Origin of the sequence: Vibrio sp. D404a, from assembly GCF_030248535.1 — a bacterium.
Classification (GTDB): domain Bacteria; phylum Pseudomonadota; class Gammaproteobacteria; order Enterobacterales; family Vibrionaceae; genus Vibrio.
Genome location: NZ_JAHGAJ010000011.1, coordinates 23,677 through 40,099 on the forward strand (window position 1 = coordinate 23,677; position 16,423 = coordinate 40,099).

The 16,423-nt window shown below is 45.4% G+C and carries 17 protein-coding genes and 1 other RNA gene; 13 read left to right on the plus strand and 5 right to left on the minus strand.

All coding sequences use genetic code 11. The features are described from left to right. Positions 1–55 precede the first annotated feature (55 nt). From ffs to KI655_RS07275, 6 genes are all read left to right on the plus strand, one after another. Positions 56–152: signal recognition particle sRNA small type (gene ffs / locus KI655_RS07250), an RNA gene on the plus strand. 189 nt (positions 153–341) lie between these two features. After that, a complete protein-coding gene (locus KI655_RS07255; RefSeq protein ID WP_285403129.1) occupies positions 342–1,070 on the plus strand; it encodes a GntR family transcriptional regulator in 729 nt (242 codons plus the stop codon). Between the two features lie 207 nt (positions 1,071–1,277). Next, a complete protein-coding gene (locus KI655_RS07260; RefSeq protein WP_306416354.1) occupies positions 1,278–2,642 on the plus strand; it encodes a PTS transporter subunit EIIC in 1,365 nt (454 codons plus the stop codon). 45 nt (positions 2,643–2,687) lie between these two features. After that, positions 2,688–4,124, plus strand: a complete 1,437-nt coding sequence (locus tag KI655_RS07265; RefSeq protein WP_285403133.1) for a sucrose-6-phosphate hydrolase — start codon at positions 2,688–2,690, stop codon at positions 4,122–4,124. 80 nt (positions 4,125–4,204) lie between these two features. Then, entirely contained in the window at positions 4,205–5,323 is a 1,119-nt protein-coding gene (locus KI655_RS07270) for a carbohydrate porin (RefSeq protein ID WP_285403135.1), read from the plus strand. A gap of 30 nt (positions 5,324–5,353) precedes the next feature. Next, positions 5,354–6,277 (plus strand): aminoimidazole riboside kinase, encoded by a 924-nt coding sequence (locus KI655_RS07275; protein WP_285403137.1) that lies wholly within the window; start codon positions 5,354–5,356, stop codon positions 6,275–6,277. An 89-nt stretch (positions 6,278–6,366) separates the two neighbouring features. Here the strand turns inward: KI655_RS07275 and KI655_RS07280 are convergent, their stop codons facing one another. The 3 genes from KI655_RS07280 to KI655_RS07290 all read right to left on the minus strand — a co-directional run bounded on the left by KI655_RS07280 (position 6,367) and on the right by KI655_RS07290 (position 11,154). Further along, positions 6,367–7,128 carry a transporter substrate-binding domain-containing protein gene (locus tag KI655_RS07280; protein WP_285403139.1) on the minus strand — a complete coding sequence of 254 codons (762 nt, stop codon included), beginning with the start codon at positions 7,126–7,128 and terminating at the stop codon, positions 6,367–6,369. Positions 7,129–7,286: 158 nt separating this feature from the next. After that, positions 7,287–7,628, minus strand: a complete 342-nt coding sequence (locus KI655_RS07285; RefSeq protein ID WP_285403141.1) for a hypothetical protein — start codon at positions 7,626–7,628, stop codon at positions 7,287–7,289. 70 nt (positions 7,629–7,698) lie between these two features. Next, positions 7,699–11,154 (minus strand): EAL domain-containing protein, encoded by a 3,456-nt coding sequence (locus KI655_RS07290; protein WP_306416436.1) that lies wholly within the window; start codon positions 11,152–11,154, stop codon positions 7,699–7,701. Positions 11,155–11,455: 301 nt separating this feature from the next. Here KI655_RS07290 and KI655_RS07295 point away from each other — a divergent pair, with 301 nt between their 5' ends. From KI655_RS07295 to KI655_RS07315, 5 genes are all read left to right on the plus strand, one after another. Next, positions 11,456–12,283: an AraC family transcriptional regulator gene (locus KI655_RS07295; protein ID WP_285403162.1), complete on the plus strand. Its 828-nt coding sequence runs from the start codon at positions 11,456–11,458 to the stop codon at positions 12,281–12,283. 94 nt (positions 12,284–12,377) lie between these two features. Further along, positions 12,378–13,097: an AzlC family ABC transporter permease gene (locus KI655_RS07300; protein ID WP_285403164.1), complete on the plus strand. Its 720-nt coding sequence runs from the start codon at positions 12,378–12,380 to the stop codon at positions 13,095–13,097. After that, entirely contained in the window at positions 13,094–13,423 is a 330-nt protein-coding gene (locus KI655_RS07305; protein WP_285403166.1) for an AzlD domain-containing protein, read from the plus strand. Before KI655_RS07300 ends, KI655_RS07305 begins: the two co-directional genes overlap by 4 nt. Positions 13,424–13,469: 46 nt before the next feature. Then, positions 13,470–13,775 (plus strand): NIPSNAP family protein, encoded by a 306-nt coding sequence (locus KI655_RS07310; protein WP_285403168.1) that lies wholly within the window; start codon positions 13,470–13,472, stop codon positions 13,773–13,775. Between the two features lie 81 nt (positions 13,776–13,856). Continuing rightward, entirely contained in the window at positions 13,857–14,639 is a 783-nt protein-coding gene (locus KI655_RS07315; RefSeq protein WP_285403170.1) for a ribonuclease H family protein, read from the plus strand. A 77-nt stretch (positions 14,640–14,716) separates the two neighbouring features. On the opposite strand, the gene KI655_RS07320 is transcribed toward KI655_RS07315, so the two are convergent. After that, positions 14,717–14,965 (minus strand): DUF3297 family protein, encoded by a 249-nt coding sequence (locus KI655_RS07320; RefSeq protein ID WP_285403172.1) that lies wholly within the window; start codon positions 14,963–14,965, stop codon positions 14,717–14,719. A 206-nt stretch (positions 14,966–15,171) separates the two neighbouring features. On the opposite strand from KI655_RS07320, the gene KI655_RS07325 reads away from it, so the two are divergent. Both KI655_RS07325 and KI655_RS07330 read left to right on the plus strand, forming a co-directional pair. Next, positions 15,172–15,507 (plus strand): zinc ribbon domain-containing protein YjdM, encoded by a 336-nt coding sequence (locus tag KI655_RS07325; protein WP_285403173.1) that lies wholly within the window; start codon positions 15,172–15,174, stop codon positions 15,505–15,507. A 171-nt stretch (positions 15,508–15,678) separates the two neighbouring features. Then, positions 15,679–15,945, plus strand: a complete 267-nt coding sequence (locus KI655_RS07330; RefSeq protein ID WP_032549558.1) for a DUF5062 family protein — start codon at positions 15,679–15,681, stop codon at positions 15,943–15,945. 100 nt (positions 15,946–16,045) lie between these two features. On the opposite strand, the gene KI655_RS07335 is transcribed toward KI655_RS07330, so the two are convergent. Further along, positions 16,046–16,333, minus strand: a complete 288-nt coding sequence (locus KI655_RS07335) for a Bor family protein (protein WP_285403176.1) — start codon at positions 16,331–16,333, stop codon at positions 16,046–16,048. Between the last annotated feature and the right edge of the window lie 90 nt (positions 16,334–16,423).

Here is a 16,423-nt window from a genome sequence, read left to right on the forward strand (position 1 = left end):
CTTAATAATCCAGTCACTCTTTGAGGCAAGCCTCTTAGAAAACGAATCTATGGGGGCCTGGTCCTCCCGCAACAATAGCTCGTGAACTCGGTCAGGTCCGGAAGGAAGCAGCCGCAGCGAGTGACTTGTGTGCCGGGATGTGGCTGGGTTCCCACCCTTTAAAAAAGCCGCTCTTCATGAGCGGCTTTTTGCTTTTCTGGCCCCTTCCAATTCACCCTTCCAATTCACCTCTGTTTCTCCTCATCTCTTTGGTTAGAAATTGTTTTCTCTCGCTCTGTAGGCTTGGTATTCCTTGATAGCTTGAGTAATATGAACCGAACCCCCTTAGTTTTTATGGAATTATGACTGAGTTATTTGAGCAAAAAAATCTGCAGCCGCTGTACATTCAAGTCGCGGGAGAGTTAAAGCGTGAGATTGATAAAGGCACTTACCCTGCGGGCAGTAAGCTACCTTCTGAAAATCAGCTGGTTGATCTGTTGAAAGTCAGCCGAGTTACGGTGCGTAAAGCGTTGCAGCAGCTCAATGATGGCGGTTATATCTTTTCAGAGAAGGGCAAAGGCAGTTTTGTTAAATCCAATAAACTGCGTCATGACTTCTTATCTATGTCTGGTTTGGCGCAAGAGGCGGCAGGTGCGGGTCTAGAAGCGACCAATATTGTCGATGCCTTTGAGGTGCAACCTGCAGATGAGCTTGTCGCTCAAAAACTCAATATCGCTGTTGGCGAGCCCGTTAATTTTGCTCGTCGTTTAAGACTGGTTAACGATCAAGTCGTCTCATTTGAAGAGTTCTACATCCCACGAGTACTACTTCCCAACCTAACAAAAGACGATCTCAAGGGATCAAAGTTCGAATATTTGAGTCGTCACGGTATTGAGATGGTCAAGACGCAACAAAAGTTATTACCGGCGTTGCCTGATGTGACAGTTCAGCAATTTTTAGATGTTGGAGAGTTTGATCCCATCTTGATAAACCAATCTCAGAACTACTATGAAGAGCAGAAAATATATGAGTACTCAACGGTTTACTATAAATCTAGTTTGTATGATTTTGAGATAACCGCACGAGTTTAGAGAGTGTCGAATAGCCCACGTTTGTGGGCTATTTTTTTATCTATAGGTTTTTGAATGTAAGCAATCTTATGCATTTCAGGTAAACAACAAGTGTGACGAATAACAAAAAACGACAATGAAAAATACAACCTGTATCTAACCTGTATTAGTATAAATACAAGTTAGATACAGGTTGTTATTTCTTTGCACTCTTTGGAGACGAAATTTATGGCGCGAGATGCGAAAGTTGTAGCGAATAGAGTTATGGCCTTGCTGGGAGGTGAGGGCAATATCGCACAACTGAATCACTGTGCAACACGACTGCGTGTTGTGGCCAAGGAAGATGAAAAAGTCGACGCTGAAGGACTCAGCGCAACGGAGGGAGTACATGGATACTTCTTCCAAAATGGTCAGCACCAAGTGATCTTGGGGACGGGTTTTGTGGGTAAGGTTTTTGCCATCATGAAAGGCAATGACGCCATTGAAGAAGCCCCACAAACTGAAGAGAACAAAGACAAAGTCAGCACGTTCCAAACCGTAACACGTACTTTCTCTGACATCTTTGTTGCCATCATTCCTGCCTTGGTTGCAACCGGCTTACTTATGGGCTTGCGTGGGCTGTTGGTTAACGGCTTCGGTATTGAACTGTCGCCACAGTTAAATACGTTGTCTCAAGTTTTAACTGACACGGCCTTCATCTTTATTCCAGTGTTGGTGACGTGGTCTGCCATGCGCGTGTTTGGTGGTAACCCAGTGCTCGGTATTGTATTGGGTCTGATGCTGGTGGCACCGCAGTTGGCGAGCAAATGGGATGTTGCCTTTGGTAACGCAGAAGCGATGATGATTCCATTCATGGGCTTCGAAATTGCGGTAACTGGCTTACAAAGCTCGATTCTTCCAGCGGTATTTATGGGTTGGTTTGCTGCCTTAGTTGAGCGCACATCACGCAAACATATCCCTGAAGTGCTGGATTTGATTCTGACACCATTTATTACGTTGTTGGTCTCTCTGATTGCAGGCTTGGTGTTCGTTGGTCCAATCCTACTTGGCATTGAAAAACTCATTACCGAAGCCGTGCTCTATTTCTTACAAATCCCATACGGCATTGGTGGCTTGATTTACGGCGGCGCAATTCAATTCATGGCGGTGACAGGCATGCACCACACCATCGTGCCTATCACGATTGCAATGGTGACAGACACAGGCTTTGACTATATCAACCCATTGGGTACGGCAGCTATTGCAGGCCAGTTTGGTGCGGCAATGGCGGTTATGTCGATGCAGACAGACAAAGTGAAGCGTACCGGTATGTTTGGTGCAGCGTTGCCAGCTCTATTCGGCATTACTGAACCAGCCATGTTCGCGATTACCTTACCTCGCGTAAAACCTTTCTTGTATGGCTGTATTGGCGGTGCATTAGGTGGCTGTTTGGGCGCGATTGCGGGTATTGGTTCTGCGGGTACGGGCGCAACCATGTTACCGGGTGTTCTGCTTTACCTTGGCGGCGGTCTAGGAATGTATGTGCTGGTTATGTTGGTGGGTGCGGCTTCGGCTTTCGCATTAACCAAGCTGCTTTACAAAGAGCCTAAATAATTTTTCACCACCTATTTGAGTGAATATCTTTTTCTTGGAGTTGTTATGGATTTTTCTAATCGTCAAAACCGCTTTGTCCGAATTCACGAGGTGAGCGAGGAGTATTTGGCGGATATTGAACACAAAACACAAACAGACCCGTTTTACCCGAGCTACCACATTGCACCAAAGCACGGTCTGTTGAATGACCCGAATGGTTTGAGCTACTTCAATGGCGAGCACCACATTTTCTACCAGTGGTTCCCGCTTGGCCCAGTGCATGGTTTGAAGCACTGGTACCACGTATCGACCAAAGATTTCGTGAACTTTACTGACCGCGGTATCGCGATGTACCCAGACCAAGATTACGACCATCATGGTTGTTATACCGGTGTTGGTGTACCACACGATGACCAGCTGTACATATTCTATACGGCGAATTTAAAAAAGGAGAATGACCAACGTCATCCGACTCAAGTTCTCGCGATTATGGACAAGCAAGGTAACGTGGAAAAGAAAGGTATCGTGGTTGACTTCGATCCGAGTGCGTATACCGCAGAGATTCGTGACCCGGTGTTGGTGTGTCGTGACAACGATTATCACATGTTGATTGGCGCTCAAGATCACAACGAAAAGGGCACGCTGGCTTATTACCACGGTAACGACATTGATGATTACCACCACATGGGTGACATCGATGTGGGCCTCGAAGACTTTGGCTATATGTGGGAGTGTCCGAACTACTACGAAACCGATGATAACGGGGTTTACATCTTCTCACCTCAAGGCGTGAGTTCAGATAATAAGTACGATCTTAAGAACGTCTTCTCAGTGGTTTACATGGTCGGTGAGCGTATTGATTTTGAATCAAAAGTATTCAACAACCAAGGCTACCGTGAGCTGGACAAAGGCTTCGATTTCTACGCGCCACAAACTTATCTGGATGACCAACAACGTCGTATTCTTATTGGCTGGCTCGGTAACTCAAAAAGTGACTACCCAACCGATAAGAATGGCTGGGCACACATGCTGACTCTGCCACGTGAGTTGACGATTGATGGTAGTTACCTAATTCAGACACCACTGAAAGAGCTTGAAGCGCTGCGTCAAAACTCAGTGGATGTTGAAGGCTCTACTCCTGTGGCATTGACGTCACGTGCGTTTGAGTTGGAACTGAATGTAGATGAGTCTTTCACTCTGACTCTGGCTAACCAGAAAGGTGAACAGATGGTGTTCCAAGGTGATCGCGATGAGCTGATTCTGGACCGCTCTCATGTTTCACATCTACATGCGGAAGCATACGGCACAGTTCGTTACGCACAGCGCCTAGATCAAGCACAAACCATTCGCATCTTTGTCGATAACTCAGCGATTGAAATTTTTGCTGACAACGGCAAGACAGTGTTTACCTCTCGCATCTTCATTGATGAGCTGTCTCTGGTCACGCTAGATAATGCGACTGGCACACTGCATTACATGTCTGCGATACAGGCTACTCGCTAGCCACCAATAAATTATTCCAAAACAAAAAAACAAGGCCCTCGTCGGGGAGGGCCTCTTATTGCCAAAATATAGGGTTTAGCATGAAAAATACACTAAAAATGTCGCTCGCTGCGGCTTCAGTAATGGCTGCAATGACAGCGAACGCTGGAATCAGCATTGTTGATACGGAAGAAGGTAACTTCTCTGTTGGCGGTAACGTCGAGTTGAACTTCAACTACCAAGACCGTGAATCACACGATAATAATGACAGCGAATTTAACCAAGACGGCCGCGTTCTAATCGAATTTGCTGGCGAAAAGTACACGAGCAATGGCCACTATGTGGGTGTTAAAGCACAGCCTCTGTTTGAGAGCACAGGCAATATTGCACTGGATGATGCGTACTTTGAGTTTGGTAAAAAAGACGGCTGGGCAATTAAAGCGGGTCGCTTTGAAGCTTATGACATGTTCCCTGTTGGTCTTGATGTATTCCTAGAGTACTCAGGTGACACTGCTAACGACCTGTATTCAGACGGTGCAGCTTACACGTACCAAGCGAAAGAGGCGCGTGGTCGCGGTTCAGACGGCCAAATCATGTACAGCCAAACTTTTGGCAACTTGTATGTTGAAGTTGGTGCAATGCTCGGTGACCGCTCTAACCTGTTCGATGGCGGCATTGAAGGTAAATACCACGGTGAGCAAATCGATACAGTTAAAGATTCATTCCTAGTGCGCCCAGTTGTGGCTTACCAAATGGGTGATTTCAAGGTAGCCGCTTCGGTGGAAACCAACCTAGTTTCAGACGCGATTGTGGCGAACGGTGTTGATATCTCAGATCGTACGGGTTACGGCTTGACTGGTAACTGGACCAGCGGCGATTGGAGTGTAAATGCGAACGTTGCTTACATGGATGCTGTAGACGAAAACAATCTAACAGCGGGTGTTAATGCACTTTGGAATAACTTTGGTCTAGGCTACATTCACGCAGTCAATGAGTATGAAAACAAAGAGTTTTCTTCTTGGGCTGAAGGCGACGTAAATGTATCAACATGGTATGCATCTTACGCATTCCGTGATGTACTTGAAGTACAAGATTTTTCAATTCTTCTAGGTACATACTACACGATGGTTGATAACAAACTGGACCAACAATCGGACGCATCAGCCTTTGCTGAAGAAGATGATTTCGGTGCTCGTGTACGTCTGTTCTACGAATTCTAATTTAAACGTCGTTACGAGAGGCAAAGTGATATGAACAAGGTTTGGGTAACTGGAGATGCTGTTGTGGATTTGATTCCAGATGGCGACACTCGTTATTTAAAATGCCCAGGTGGCGCACCAGCAAACGTTGCTGTGGCCATCTCTCGATTGGGCGGTGATACCGCTTTCTTTGGTCGAGTTGGGCAAGATCCGCTAGGACGCTTTATGAAGCAAACCCTAACGGATGAGAAGGTGAATACCGATGACATGCTTCTGGATGAGGCTCAGCGAACATCTACAGTGATTGTCGACTTAGATGATGATGGTGAACGCAGCTTTACCTTTATGGTTAAGCCAAGCGCAGACCAATTTTTCAGCGTCGAAGACATCCCAACATTTGCATCTGGGCAATGGATGCACAGCTGTTCTATCGCTTTGGCTAACGAGCCATCACGCAGCGCAACGCTCGAAGCGATGAAGAGAATGAAATCAGCAGGCGGCTTTATCAGCTTTGACCCTAATCTAAGAGAAGAGGTATGGGCTGAACCATCACAAATCAAAGAAGTTGTGATGAGTGCGGTGAATCTGGCAGATGTGGTGAAGTTTTCTGAAGAGGAACTAACGTTCTTAACAGGAACTGAAACACTAGATTCAGCTTTGGACGCGCTACATGTTGCACCTAACAAGCTGATCATTGTGACGCTAGGCGCACGTGGTGCATTGGCGGTTTACAATGGCGAACGTCGAGTGATTGAGGGCACTAAAGTTGAGCAAGTTATTGATACAACAGGTGCGGGTGATGCATTCGTTGGTGGCTTGCTAGCCAAGCTGTCTCAGAATACTGACTGGCGCTCTTGGGCTCAGGTCGAAGCTGCGGTGCACTGGGGCAATGGCTGTGGCGCACTTGCGACCACGCAAAAAGGTGCGATGACGGCACTGCCTTCTTTGCAGCAATTAACTGAGCTAGTGGGCTAGCGATCTAGGTTAGCCATTTAAGTGTCTATCTCATAACAAAGCCGCTTATAGAGAGCGGCTTTTTCGTTCTATTGAGTCACAGTGTTGCTTTATTCGTAAATACTGTACGAGAAGTACTTGCTAGCAATTTTTGCATGCTGACCGTTGTCGATCAGTCTTTGAATGCCATCGTTAATCAGCAGTTTTAAATCATCATCTTGCTTACGAACAGCGACACCGATACCACGACCAAACCACTTCTCTTCAGTGAATTTTGGTCCGGTAAAGTGATAATTTTTACCCTGTTCTGTTTCTAAGAATCCGGTATTTAAACCCATAGAGCCACCAAATACTGTATCAAGACGACCGTTTAGTAAGTCGGTAAAGGCTTCATCAAAGTTACCGTAGCGGCGGATATCGACGTTAGGGTAGATTTCTGAAAGGTACTTATCTCCGATAGTTGCGCGCTGCACTCCAATCGTAAGTTCGTTTAAGCTGCCATCTTCCATGTTAATTTCACGACCGTTTTCCATAACGAAGCGAGTTGGTACTTTAGCGTATGGGATGGTGAAGTTAACTTTCTTTTCGCGCTCTTCTGTGATGGTCATTGCAGCGATAATCGCATCGTGCTTGCGACTAAGCAGAGAAGGGATAATGCCATCCCAATCGGTTTTCGATATCACGCATTTAACTTGGAGCTCATCGCACAGTGCGTTGGCGAGGTCGACTTCAAAGCCTTCTAACTTACCTTCTTTCGTTGTCCAACTAAACGGAGGGTAAGCGCCCTCTACAGTAAATCGTATTTGCTTCCACTCTTTTGCGTAAGTGAACGCAGAAAACAGACTAACCAACGCAACTAATATCCACTTCATTTCATTATGTCCTTATATTAGAGATGGATATGCATCATTAACGATCCATTAACAACTATCAATGCAAATGCATATCCTTGTGAACTAAGGCATAAATTTTAATCAATGGCTCTCTTCTATCTTTGCGATTTGGTCGAGTGTATCGATGGTTAAAAAGATCAATTTGCAGGCAGGATTACGGCTGAGTCGTCACTTTCGGTTTGCTCATCATCGCTAGCGGCTTGTTGTGCCAGCCAGTTAATGGCTTGGGTTAGGTAGAGCTTATTAGCCTCGGCATCACACCAAGTTTTGGATAGACCTCTACGATTAAATTCTGCACCGATTGCTGCGAGCGTTTGGTTACTTGGTCGGCCGTAATAGAGAGTGTCGCACAGCTGCATGTTCGACATCGATTGTGCATACACGTTGACCGAAGAGGTATTGGCACTTAATGCTTTAGATTGGTTATGCGTACACCCTGCTAGGCTGAGGAGCATTATAAGCGCACCGATATATTTCATATGAGTTTGTATTTTGAGACGTTGAAAGTGGCTCAATGTGAACACAGTTGAGCCACGCTAATGTCAACGTTTAAACAAACTCAGTCGAATCGAGATCTTTATTGCAATTCGTCATTTGCGGTTGTTTTGAATCGACCTTAACCATCAATCCTGTCGATTGTTTTTCAAGTAATTGTTGTGCGGTTAAGGCTGGCATCGGCTTATAGAAGTAATATCCTTGTATCTCATGGCAGCCAAGTTGCGCGATAGTCCTAAATTGGGACAAGGTTTCAACGCCTTCAGCCACGATATTGAGATTAAGCTGATCGGCAATCAACTTAGTGCCCTTGATAATCGCTTGGTTCTTCTTGTTATCAATCGCATCTGAGACGAATGATCGGTCAATTTTTACGGTATCGATAGGGTAGAGGTTGATACAGCTTAAAGATGAGTAGCCTGTGCCGAAATCATCGAGCGCGATGCTCACTCCATACTCTTTGAAGCCTGTCAGTACTTCCAGAGCAACATCTTCATTATCGATCAGAGCGTTTTCAGTGATCTCCAATTGGATGTTATGTGGGTTGATTTTATGAGCCTCCATAATCTGAATATACTTGTTTAAAACCGCATTGCTGCGCAGTTGAATGGCCGAGAGATTGATAGAGAGTCGAACATCGCTCAGCCCTTGGCTTTGCCACGTGTGGTACTGAGCACAGGCATTCTCAAACACCCATTGGTCAATTTGGCCTATCAATCCCAGCTCTTCGGCTAATGGTATAAAGTTATTGGGTGGCACAATCCCCAGCTCTTTGTTTTGGATTCTCACTAGCACCTCAAAACCGATGATTTTTCCGGTTTCAACCGACACTTGTGGTTGATAGTGGAGCACAAAACTATGGGTCGCAATCGCCTCACGCAGAATCACCTCATGGGTATTGCGTCGAATGTTTTTCTGTTCAATCTGCTTGTTGTAAAAGGCGTAACCATTTCTTCCTTGAGATTTGGCTTGATACATCGCGCTGTCGCCACGCTTTAATAGTGTTTCAGCATCGAGCCCATCATTCGGGTAGATACTGATCCCTAAACTCAGTGTGACAAAAATAGGCTTATCACAAACGATCACCTCACGTTTGAGGCTCTCAAAAATCCTCTGAGCTACGTCGACCATTTCTTGCTCGGTTTTGATATCCGGTAGAATAATCACAAATTCATCACCACCGAGTCGCGCCAACACGTCTCTAGAGCGGAGTGACTGATTGAGGCGTTCGGATAGCTTAACGAGCAACTGATCGCCGGCTGCATGCCCCATCGAATCATTGATGTATTTGAAGTGATCCAAATCGATGAACATGATGGCGAACTTCTTGTTATCTCGAGAAGAGAAGCGAATGGTTTCATCCAGCTTATCTTGGAAGAGCGTTCGATTGGGGAGTCCAGTGAGCACATCCGAGTAGGCGAGGTTCTTGATTTTCTCTTCTTGTAGACGTTTTTCTGTAATGTCTTCGAATACGCCCCGATAACCACTAAAAGCACCGTTTTTGGTGATCGGCTTTGCTGAGGCTAATAGACAGACGATCCGTCCATCTTGATGCTTGAACCAGCACTCGACGTCGACCAGATTTTGTTGCCCTTGCATCGCGTTAATGTAGCTATTGTTGTCTTGAATATTGTGCGAGTTGATCGGCTTGCCAATCAGATCGCTTGGTCGGTAGCCGATGATCTCGCTGGATGAGTGCGAGCAGTAGGTAAAACAGTTATCGAGATTGGTCTCCCAAAGCCAGTTTGAGGTGCTATGCGCAATATCACTGAAGCGCTCTTCCGCTTTCTTTAGATCTTGAATCAGCATTTCGTTTTTGAGTGCAGAACTAATAATAGCGCGCAAGTTTTCAAATGCGGTGCCTTTACGGTTGCTCAAGTTCACCGTCATAAAGCCGATCGGCTTGTTGGCAAAAGAGAGCGGAAATACCATTAATGAGTAGCGCTGCTGGTAAGCCTCAACGTTACTCGGGATCAGATGACTCGCATTGAATACCTGCTTGTCTGATGGAATCGGCTGTTTATTGCGAACCGAGATAATGTTGGTGGCCGTTAGAGTATCGGCATGGGCATCGTTGAAAATTGAGATATACATCTCAGAGAGTTTTAGGATATCAATGGCGTACTTTTTGATGGTTCCCAAGTCGAAAGAGGCGTTGAGATTATTGACGATGGCGCGGAAGTAGTTGAGGTAGTACTCGGTCTCAAAGCTCTGAAATTTAATCGCAGTCTGCTCAATTCTATTTTTAAGTGTGGTGAGTGCGGCAATAAAGCGAGTTAAAGCGGCTGGGTCTGAACTCAACTCAAAATAACGCAGGGCATTAATCTGAAATTTCGAGCTCACCTCTAGCCAAAACAGCACATCGTCGGACTCTAATGAATCATCTAAGTTTTGCTTCAAACTAGTCAACAAATCAGCATAGTTGTTGTTTTCTAGTGCATCTTGAAACTGATCAAGGGCGTGTTGAACAAGCTCGTTGCTGATGGCGCCTTTATGCTGGGCAATGACCTGAACGATGTGTTCGTGAGTATCGTCAAAGATGCTTTGCTTACTGATGTGATGAAGGCTATCAGCTTGTGTTTGGTTGTTGGTTATTAGTTCTGGGGTGTTACATCCACATGACTCGCGAATAACCAGTGAGGTTGGGATTTTCACTTCATCGACAGGCGCGTGTCCCTCGATTTGTGCAATCACCTCTATCGCTGCGGCTCGACCCAGTTCAAACAGCGGCTCCCTGATGCTGGTCAGCGGCGGTTCAGAAAAGGCACCCTCTAGTGTGTCCATTGAGCCAACAACCGCCAAATCTTGAGGCACTTTAATCTTAAGCTCTTGGCAAGCATCGACCACGCCCAATGCTTGGTTGTCGTTAATGGTAATCACAGCATCGATGGGTTTGTTTTTGTCTGACAAGAAGCATTCTAATTCCTGCTTGGCAGAGCGTCGTTTTAGATCGGAGTAAAGTACGAGATCAGGATCAAAAGGGATATCGTATTTTTCAAGTTGCTCCCTGTAGATGTGCATCCTTTTTTCTGAAGACGCGTGATGTTCAGGGCCGCGAATTAGGAGAATCTTGCGAAAGTGATGAACATTAACAAAGTGGTCAAAGAGCTCAGCAAAGCCCGTTTCGTAGTCGGTAGAGATACTGGTGTATGGGCTGATTTTACTGCCAATGTTAACGATGGGAACTTTGGAAAATTGATGGATGAACTCTGCACTTTCTCTTACATTAACAAAGCGCATATGAGAACTGAAGGGGCTAATAACACCAGAGATTAGCCCCATATTGACGAGGTCGAACACCTTATCTCGCGCGAGTGTTAGATGATCGGTTGATTTGATCACGCCACCACAAAATCCAATCACATTGTAATTATGTTGCTCGGCTACATGGGCGGCTCCTCGCATGATGCCTTCATGATAGTGGGAAGTCATAGACCCCACTAAAACGGCTATCGTGGGACGTCCATTTTGTAAGCCCATTATTGGTTTTTGTAGCGAGTCACTCATCATACTAACGACCTTGTTATTGGTGTATTTGTATTATTTATTTGTGTAGTAAAAACGCAAATCATCAATTATGGGAGCGTGATCTCGTTAGCTATCCATACACAGTTCGAATGGATAGTTATGAGGTGAGTCATGTTTTGATGTGGTAGATAAATGGATAAATTGGCGCATATGGTCTGATTTAGCTGGGGGCTGACTCTGATTATTTTTGCCGAGTAAAACCGCAATTTTGTACAAAAGCTTGGTTAACTTATAAAGTACACTGATGGGTTGAGAGGATGGTGGTAGCTGAAGGAATAGCGAGATGAAAAAGGCGAAACGGGAGAAAGCGGATTACAAGATAACTGAAGAGCTTGGTGGCCTTGAGATCTTGAACGCGGAATACGAAAAACAGAACTTCTCTCGCCATAGCCATGAAGGGTATACGCTTGGAGTGATCGAGCAGGGCGCGCAACGCTTCTATCGCACTGGTGGTCATCATGTAGCACCTCAAGACGCGATTATCTTGGTGAACGCCGATGAAGTGCATAGCGGGCATTCGGCCACAGAAGGTGGTTGGGCGTATCGCGCTATGTATCCACTGCCAGAGCAGCTTGCGAAAATAACCCAAGAACTTAACCTACCGAACTACGGCGCGCCTTACTTTCCGCGTGCGGTGGTGGAAGACCCAGAACTCGCTAACCAATTACGTTTGGTCTTCAATACCATTGATGAATCGGACAATCGCTTGTTACGTGAAACACTCATGTACGGCATGCTAGTGAAACTCATCAGCCGTCACGGAAAGAGCGCCCTTAAACCTCAACTTGATAGTAAAACGCAGCGACAATTGGTGTTAGTGAAAGAGTTTTTGGATGACTTCCCACAAGCGGATGTCTCTTTGGAAGAGCTTTCTAAGTTGGCCGCTCTTAGCCCATATCACCTTGTTCGTTCATTTCAAAAAGAGTTTGGTTTGCCTCCGCACGCTTATCAAATCCAGTCTCGATTGCGCATGGCGAGAACCTTACTCAAACGTGGTCACTCTATTTCAGACACTGCTCAAGAGTGTGGCTTTCACGACCAAAGCCATTTTCATCGCCACTTTAAAAAAGCCAATGGCTATACGCCGGGGCAGTACATCAAGATGTTGTGACGCTCAGTATCGAGCAAGTTTGTACAATCGCGATTAAGTTAAGCCGACTAACTTGTTCCCTAAGATTTAATGGAATTGAAATGGAAGTATCAATATGACGAGAAAATCTCAGCTTTGGAAAGGGGTATTAGCCGGGATGCCATTGAGTATTGCGGTGATTCCATGGGGAATACTCGCGGGTTCGTATGCGATAGATGCAGGGCTTGATCCACTGCAAGCGCAGGCAATGTCTGCGATCTTATTTGCAGGTTCAGCACAACTGGTTGCGGCAGGCATGTTTAAGGCCGGTATTGGTTTAGGCACTATGTTGCTGACTACCTTGTTCATTACCTCACGCCACTTTTTATACAGCGTTTCGATGCGCGATAAAATCAGCGGTTTGCCTGCGCGCTGGCGTTTGCTGTTGGGTTTTTGGTTGACCGATGAATTGTTCGCAATATGCAGTGGTCAGTCTAAACAAGAGTTCAATCGCTGGTACGCGGCAGGTGTCGGTGGCGTGTTTTATCTGTTCTGGAATATGGCGAGCTTTGTTGGCATTGTCGCAGGGAGTCAAATCCCATCACTGAATGAGATAGGTCTCGATTTTGCTGTCGCGACGACCTTCATCGCACTGGTGTTCCCGCTGATTAATACTATGCCGGTTATTGTGTGTGTAATGGTTTCACTGCTGGTGTCTGTTGTGTTGTCGGTGCATCAAGTAGAGGGTGCGCTGATGATCGCGTCGATAGCCGGCATGATTTCTGGATACCTATGCGAGAGCTATAAAGACGGAAACCTGACGAGCCACTCGGTAACAGAAGGAGAGTCGTCATGATTTGGTTAACCATACTCTTAATGACCGCGATAGTGTTTGTGAGTCGTTACTTATTTCTTGAGCCAGCGGTGCCATTGCGGCTCAATAGCTCTGCACGCAGGTTACTTCGTTATTCAGGTCCCGCAGTATTGACGGCGATTTGGGGGCCGATTGTATTTGCTCCAGAGAAAGAGCTTTGGCTAAGTGTTGAGAACCCATATCTGATCGCTGGGGTGGTGACTTTCTTATTGATTTGGAAGACGGGCAATGTGTTGCTGACGATTGGTATCAGTATGGCGGTGTTCTTGTTTTATAACCTTGTTGCGGTTGATTTTTTATTCTCCTGAAGGCCAAGCTAGGTTTGATATGTTATTCATAAATTGAGGGCGGTATATGATTACTTGTTACGTTCGGTATGTGATTGATCCTAAGAAGATTAAGGAGTTTGAGGCCTACGCGAAAATGTGGATTCCGCTGGTGGCTAAATTTGGCGGTCAACACAATGGCTACTTCTTGCCTTCGGAGGGCGCAAATAATATTGCCTTGGCGCTGTTCTCTTTTGAAAGCTTGGCGGCTTATGAAGAGTATCGAACGCTGTCGTTAAACGATCCTGAGTGCATTAAAGCCTTTGAATTTGCCGATGAAGTTGACTGTATTGTGAGTTATGAGCGCAGTTTCTTTAGACCTGTTTTTGAGTGATTGACCTTGCAACACTCAGCGCTGTGACTTCTAATGTACTGATTCACTACTTGTGTCGTTAGGTTTTGGTAAGGAGTTAGTTTGGCTAAGAAATATTATGTGGTTTGGAAAGGTCGTAAACCGGGTATTTTTACCACTTGGAATGAGTGTAAAGCGCAGGTAGATGGCTTTGCTGGGGCGAAATTCAAGTCGTTCCCTACATTAGGTGAAGCTGAGTCTGCTTTTGGTGGTAGCTCTTCTGCTTCTGCTAAACCTGCATCAGGTTCTAACTCGGCGTTTTCCAATTCAAGCACGACACGTAAAGCCAAGACTCCACCTCTTACTCAGCAGCAAATCATTGATATGCCGTTTGATATCAAGATTTTTACAGATGGTGCATGTGAGCCAAACCCCGGAGAAGCGGGAACGGGCTTAGCGGTTTACTTGAAAAATGAGCTTTCTGAGCTGTGGTATGGCTTGTACCAGCCGATGGGAACTAATAATACCGCTGAGTTACAAGGTTTAGAGCAAGCCTTTATTCTTGCAAAAGAGAAACTGCAAGCAGGGTTATCGGTTGCCATTTATAGCGACTCAAGATACTCGATAGACTGCATTACTAAATGGGCATCAGGCTGGGAGAAAAAGGGCTGGACCAGATCTGGTGGTGAGATAAAAAATCTCGATATCATTAAAGCGGCGTATGCACTTTACCAAGAGCTTGCTTCCCAAATCACCATCTATCACGTCAATGGTCACGTTGGTATTGAAGGCAATGAACTTGCCGACCGCATGTCTATTGTGGCGATCTCTTCGAAAGAGCAAGGCTTAAGCCGTTATACCGAAACCGACGATCTGACTGAGATCTTAGCCTTACGAGCGGGTTAGCCAGAAAATAAAGTTATCCAAATTACGCAAAAACAAAAACAGGGCTCATTGAGCCCTGTTTCTTTAATCTATTTGGCTTACTTGTAGAATGCTTCTACTGTGCCTTTCAATGTGATTAGCATTGGACGACCGAAACGGTCTAGCGCTTTAGGAGAAGGGATTTTTACCCAACCTTCGCTGATGCAGTACTCTTCAACGTCAGTACGCTCTTTACCGTTTAGACGAATGCCAATGTGGTGCTCAAAACACTCAGCTACGTGATGTGGGCTGCGTGGGTTACCCGCTAGGCGATCTGGTAGAGCTGGCTTTTGTGTGTTATCTGTCATGATGATTACTTACAGTAAATAAAAAGTGCGTCATTGTAGACAAAATAAGACCTGAGCATCAAGAAAAGTTGTCATTATTCTAGGGTTATTTTGTGGCATTCAAGAGTGACTGATACTGATAACCCCTATCGTTTTCCAATTCCCCTCGCTATACATAGACAGAGCGTTTACCATGTAGCAAAAATTTGTATTTGGAAGTAATTACTATGTCTTTCCCTCCTTGCCCGAGCTGTAGCTCTGAATATGTTTATCAAGACCAAAGCCACCTTGTGTGCCCTGAATGTGCTTATGAGTGGAACCCTGAAGAGGTTGCTAAAGAGAGCGAACTCAATATTAAAGATGCGAATGGCAGCTTGTTGGCGGAAGGGGATAAGATCACGCTTGCGAAAGACCTAAAAGTAAAAGGCAGCTCTTTGGTGTTAAAGATCGGCACAAAGGGTGTGATTAAGCGTATGAACGATGGCAAGGACCATCAGTTAGATTGTAAGCTTGATGGCGCTGGTGAGATGATGGTAACCGCCAAGTACGTGAAAAAGGCATAGTTAGTCGCTCGTCAAAGTCAGCTTGGTATCGTTTGTCGCCTAATGATAAGAGTGTGTATTGCACCTCAAAACCAATATTTGTTTTGTTCGAAAGTGCTAAGTATGCAAAAAGTCGACACTAATAAATGATATATACTGAAGTCACTGCTTTGTAACAACGAAGGTGACGGAATGTCGAAAACCACTAAGCTACAGAACGAAGATAAACTGTTTAAAAAGGCGATGGAAGTCGGGACCAAGCTTGCAGAAATGCAGGGGTTTAAACTTAATGACCCGAGCATGTCACAATCAGTGAAAGCAAAGGCTATCTACCTGTTTTTAGTCGATGCAAAGCAAATAACGCCTCTCCCTGCTGATAAGCAAGAAGGGAAGGATATTAAGAAACGCTTAGCCGTTTGGATTCACAGTGCATTGCCAGAGGGCGACCCTCTTAAATAGTCAAACGAATACAAAAATCCCCAATCAGTCTAGCCACTGGTTGGGGATTTTTTTGCATGTCAAAAGCCTTGGAGTCGTAATCTACTTCGGTGAGTAGTGATTACGCTTTGCAGTAAACGCGTGCGTCACGTGGTGTGTAAATACCAAAAGTCACGGTGCGCAGCAGGCCGTTTACGAACGTCTCTTGAACTTCTACTTTCGCGACTTTGTCGATACCGCCACAGACTTTCGCTGCATCAATTTCTTTCTCTTGCGCTAGACCGTTAATAAAAAAGTGTTGAGGCGCATCGGTTGTGACTTCTGCTTCGTCAGGAGCCATAACAAATGTTTGTTGAGCACAGCCAGTTGCTACCATAGATAGTGCAGCGATAAGCATGAATTTTTTCATCGTTCTCTCCAATCAAATAATGTAAAGGGTTGGCTTATCGTTATGAGGTATGTGGGATAAGCCGTTTGATGGAGAAAGTATTCCAAACTT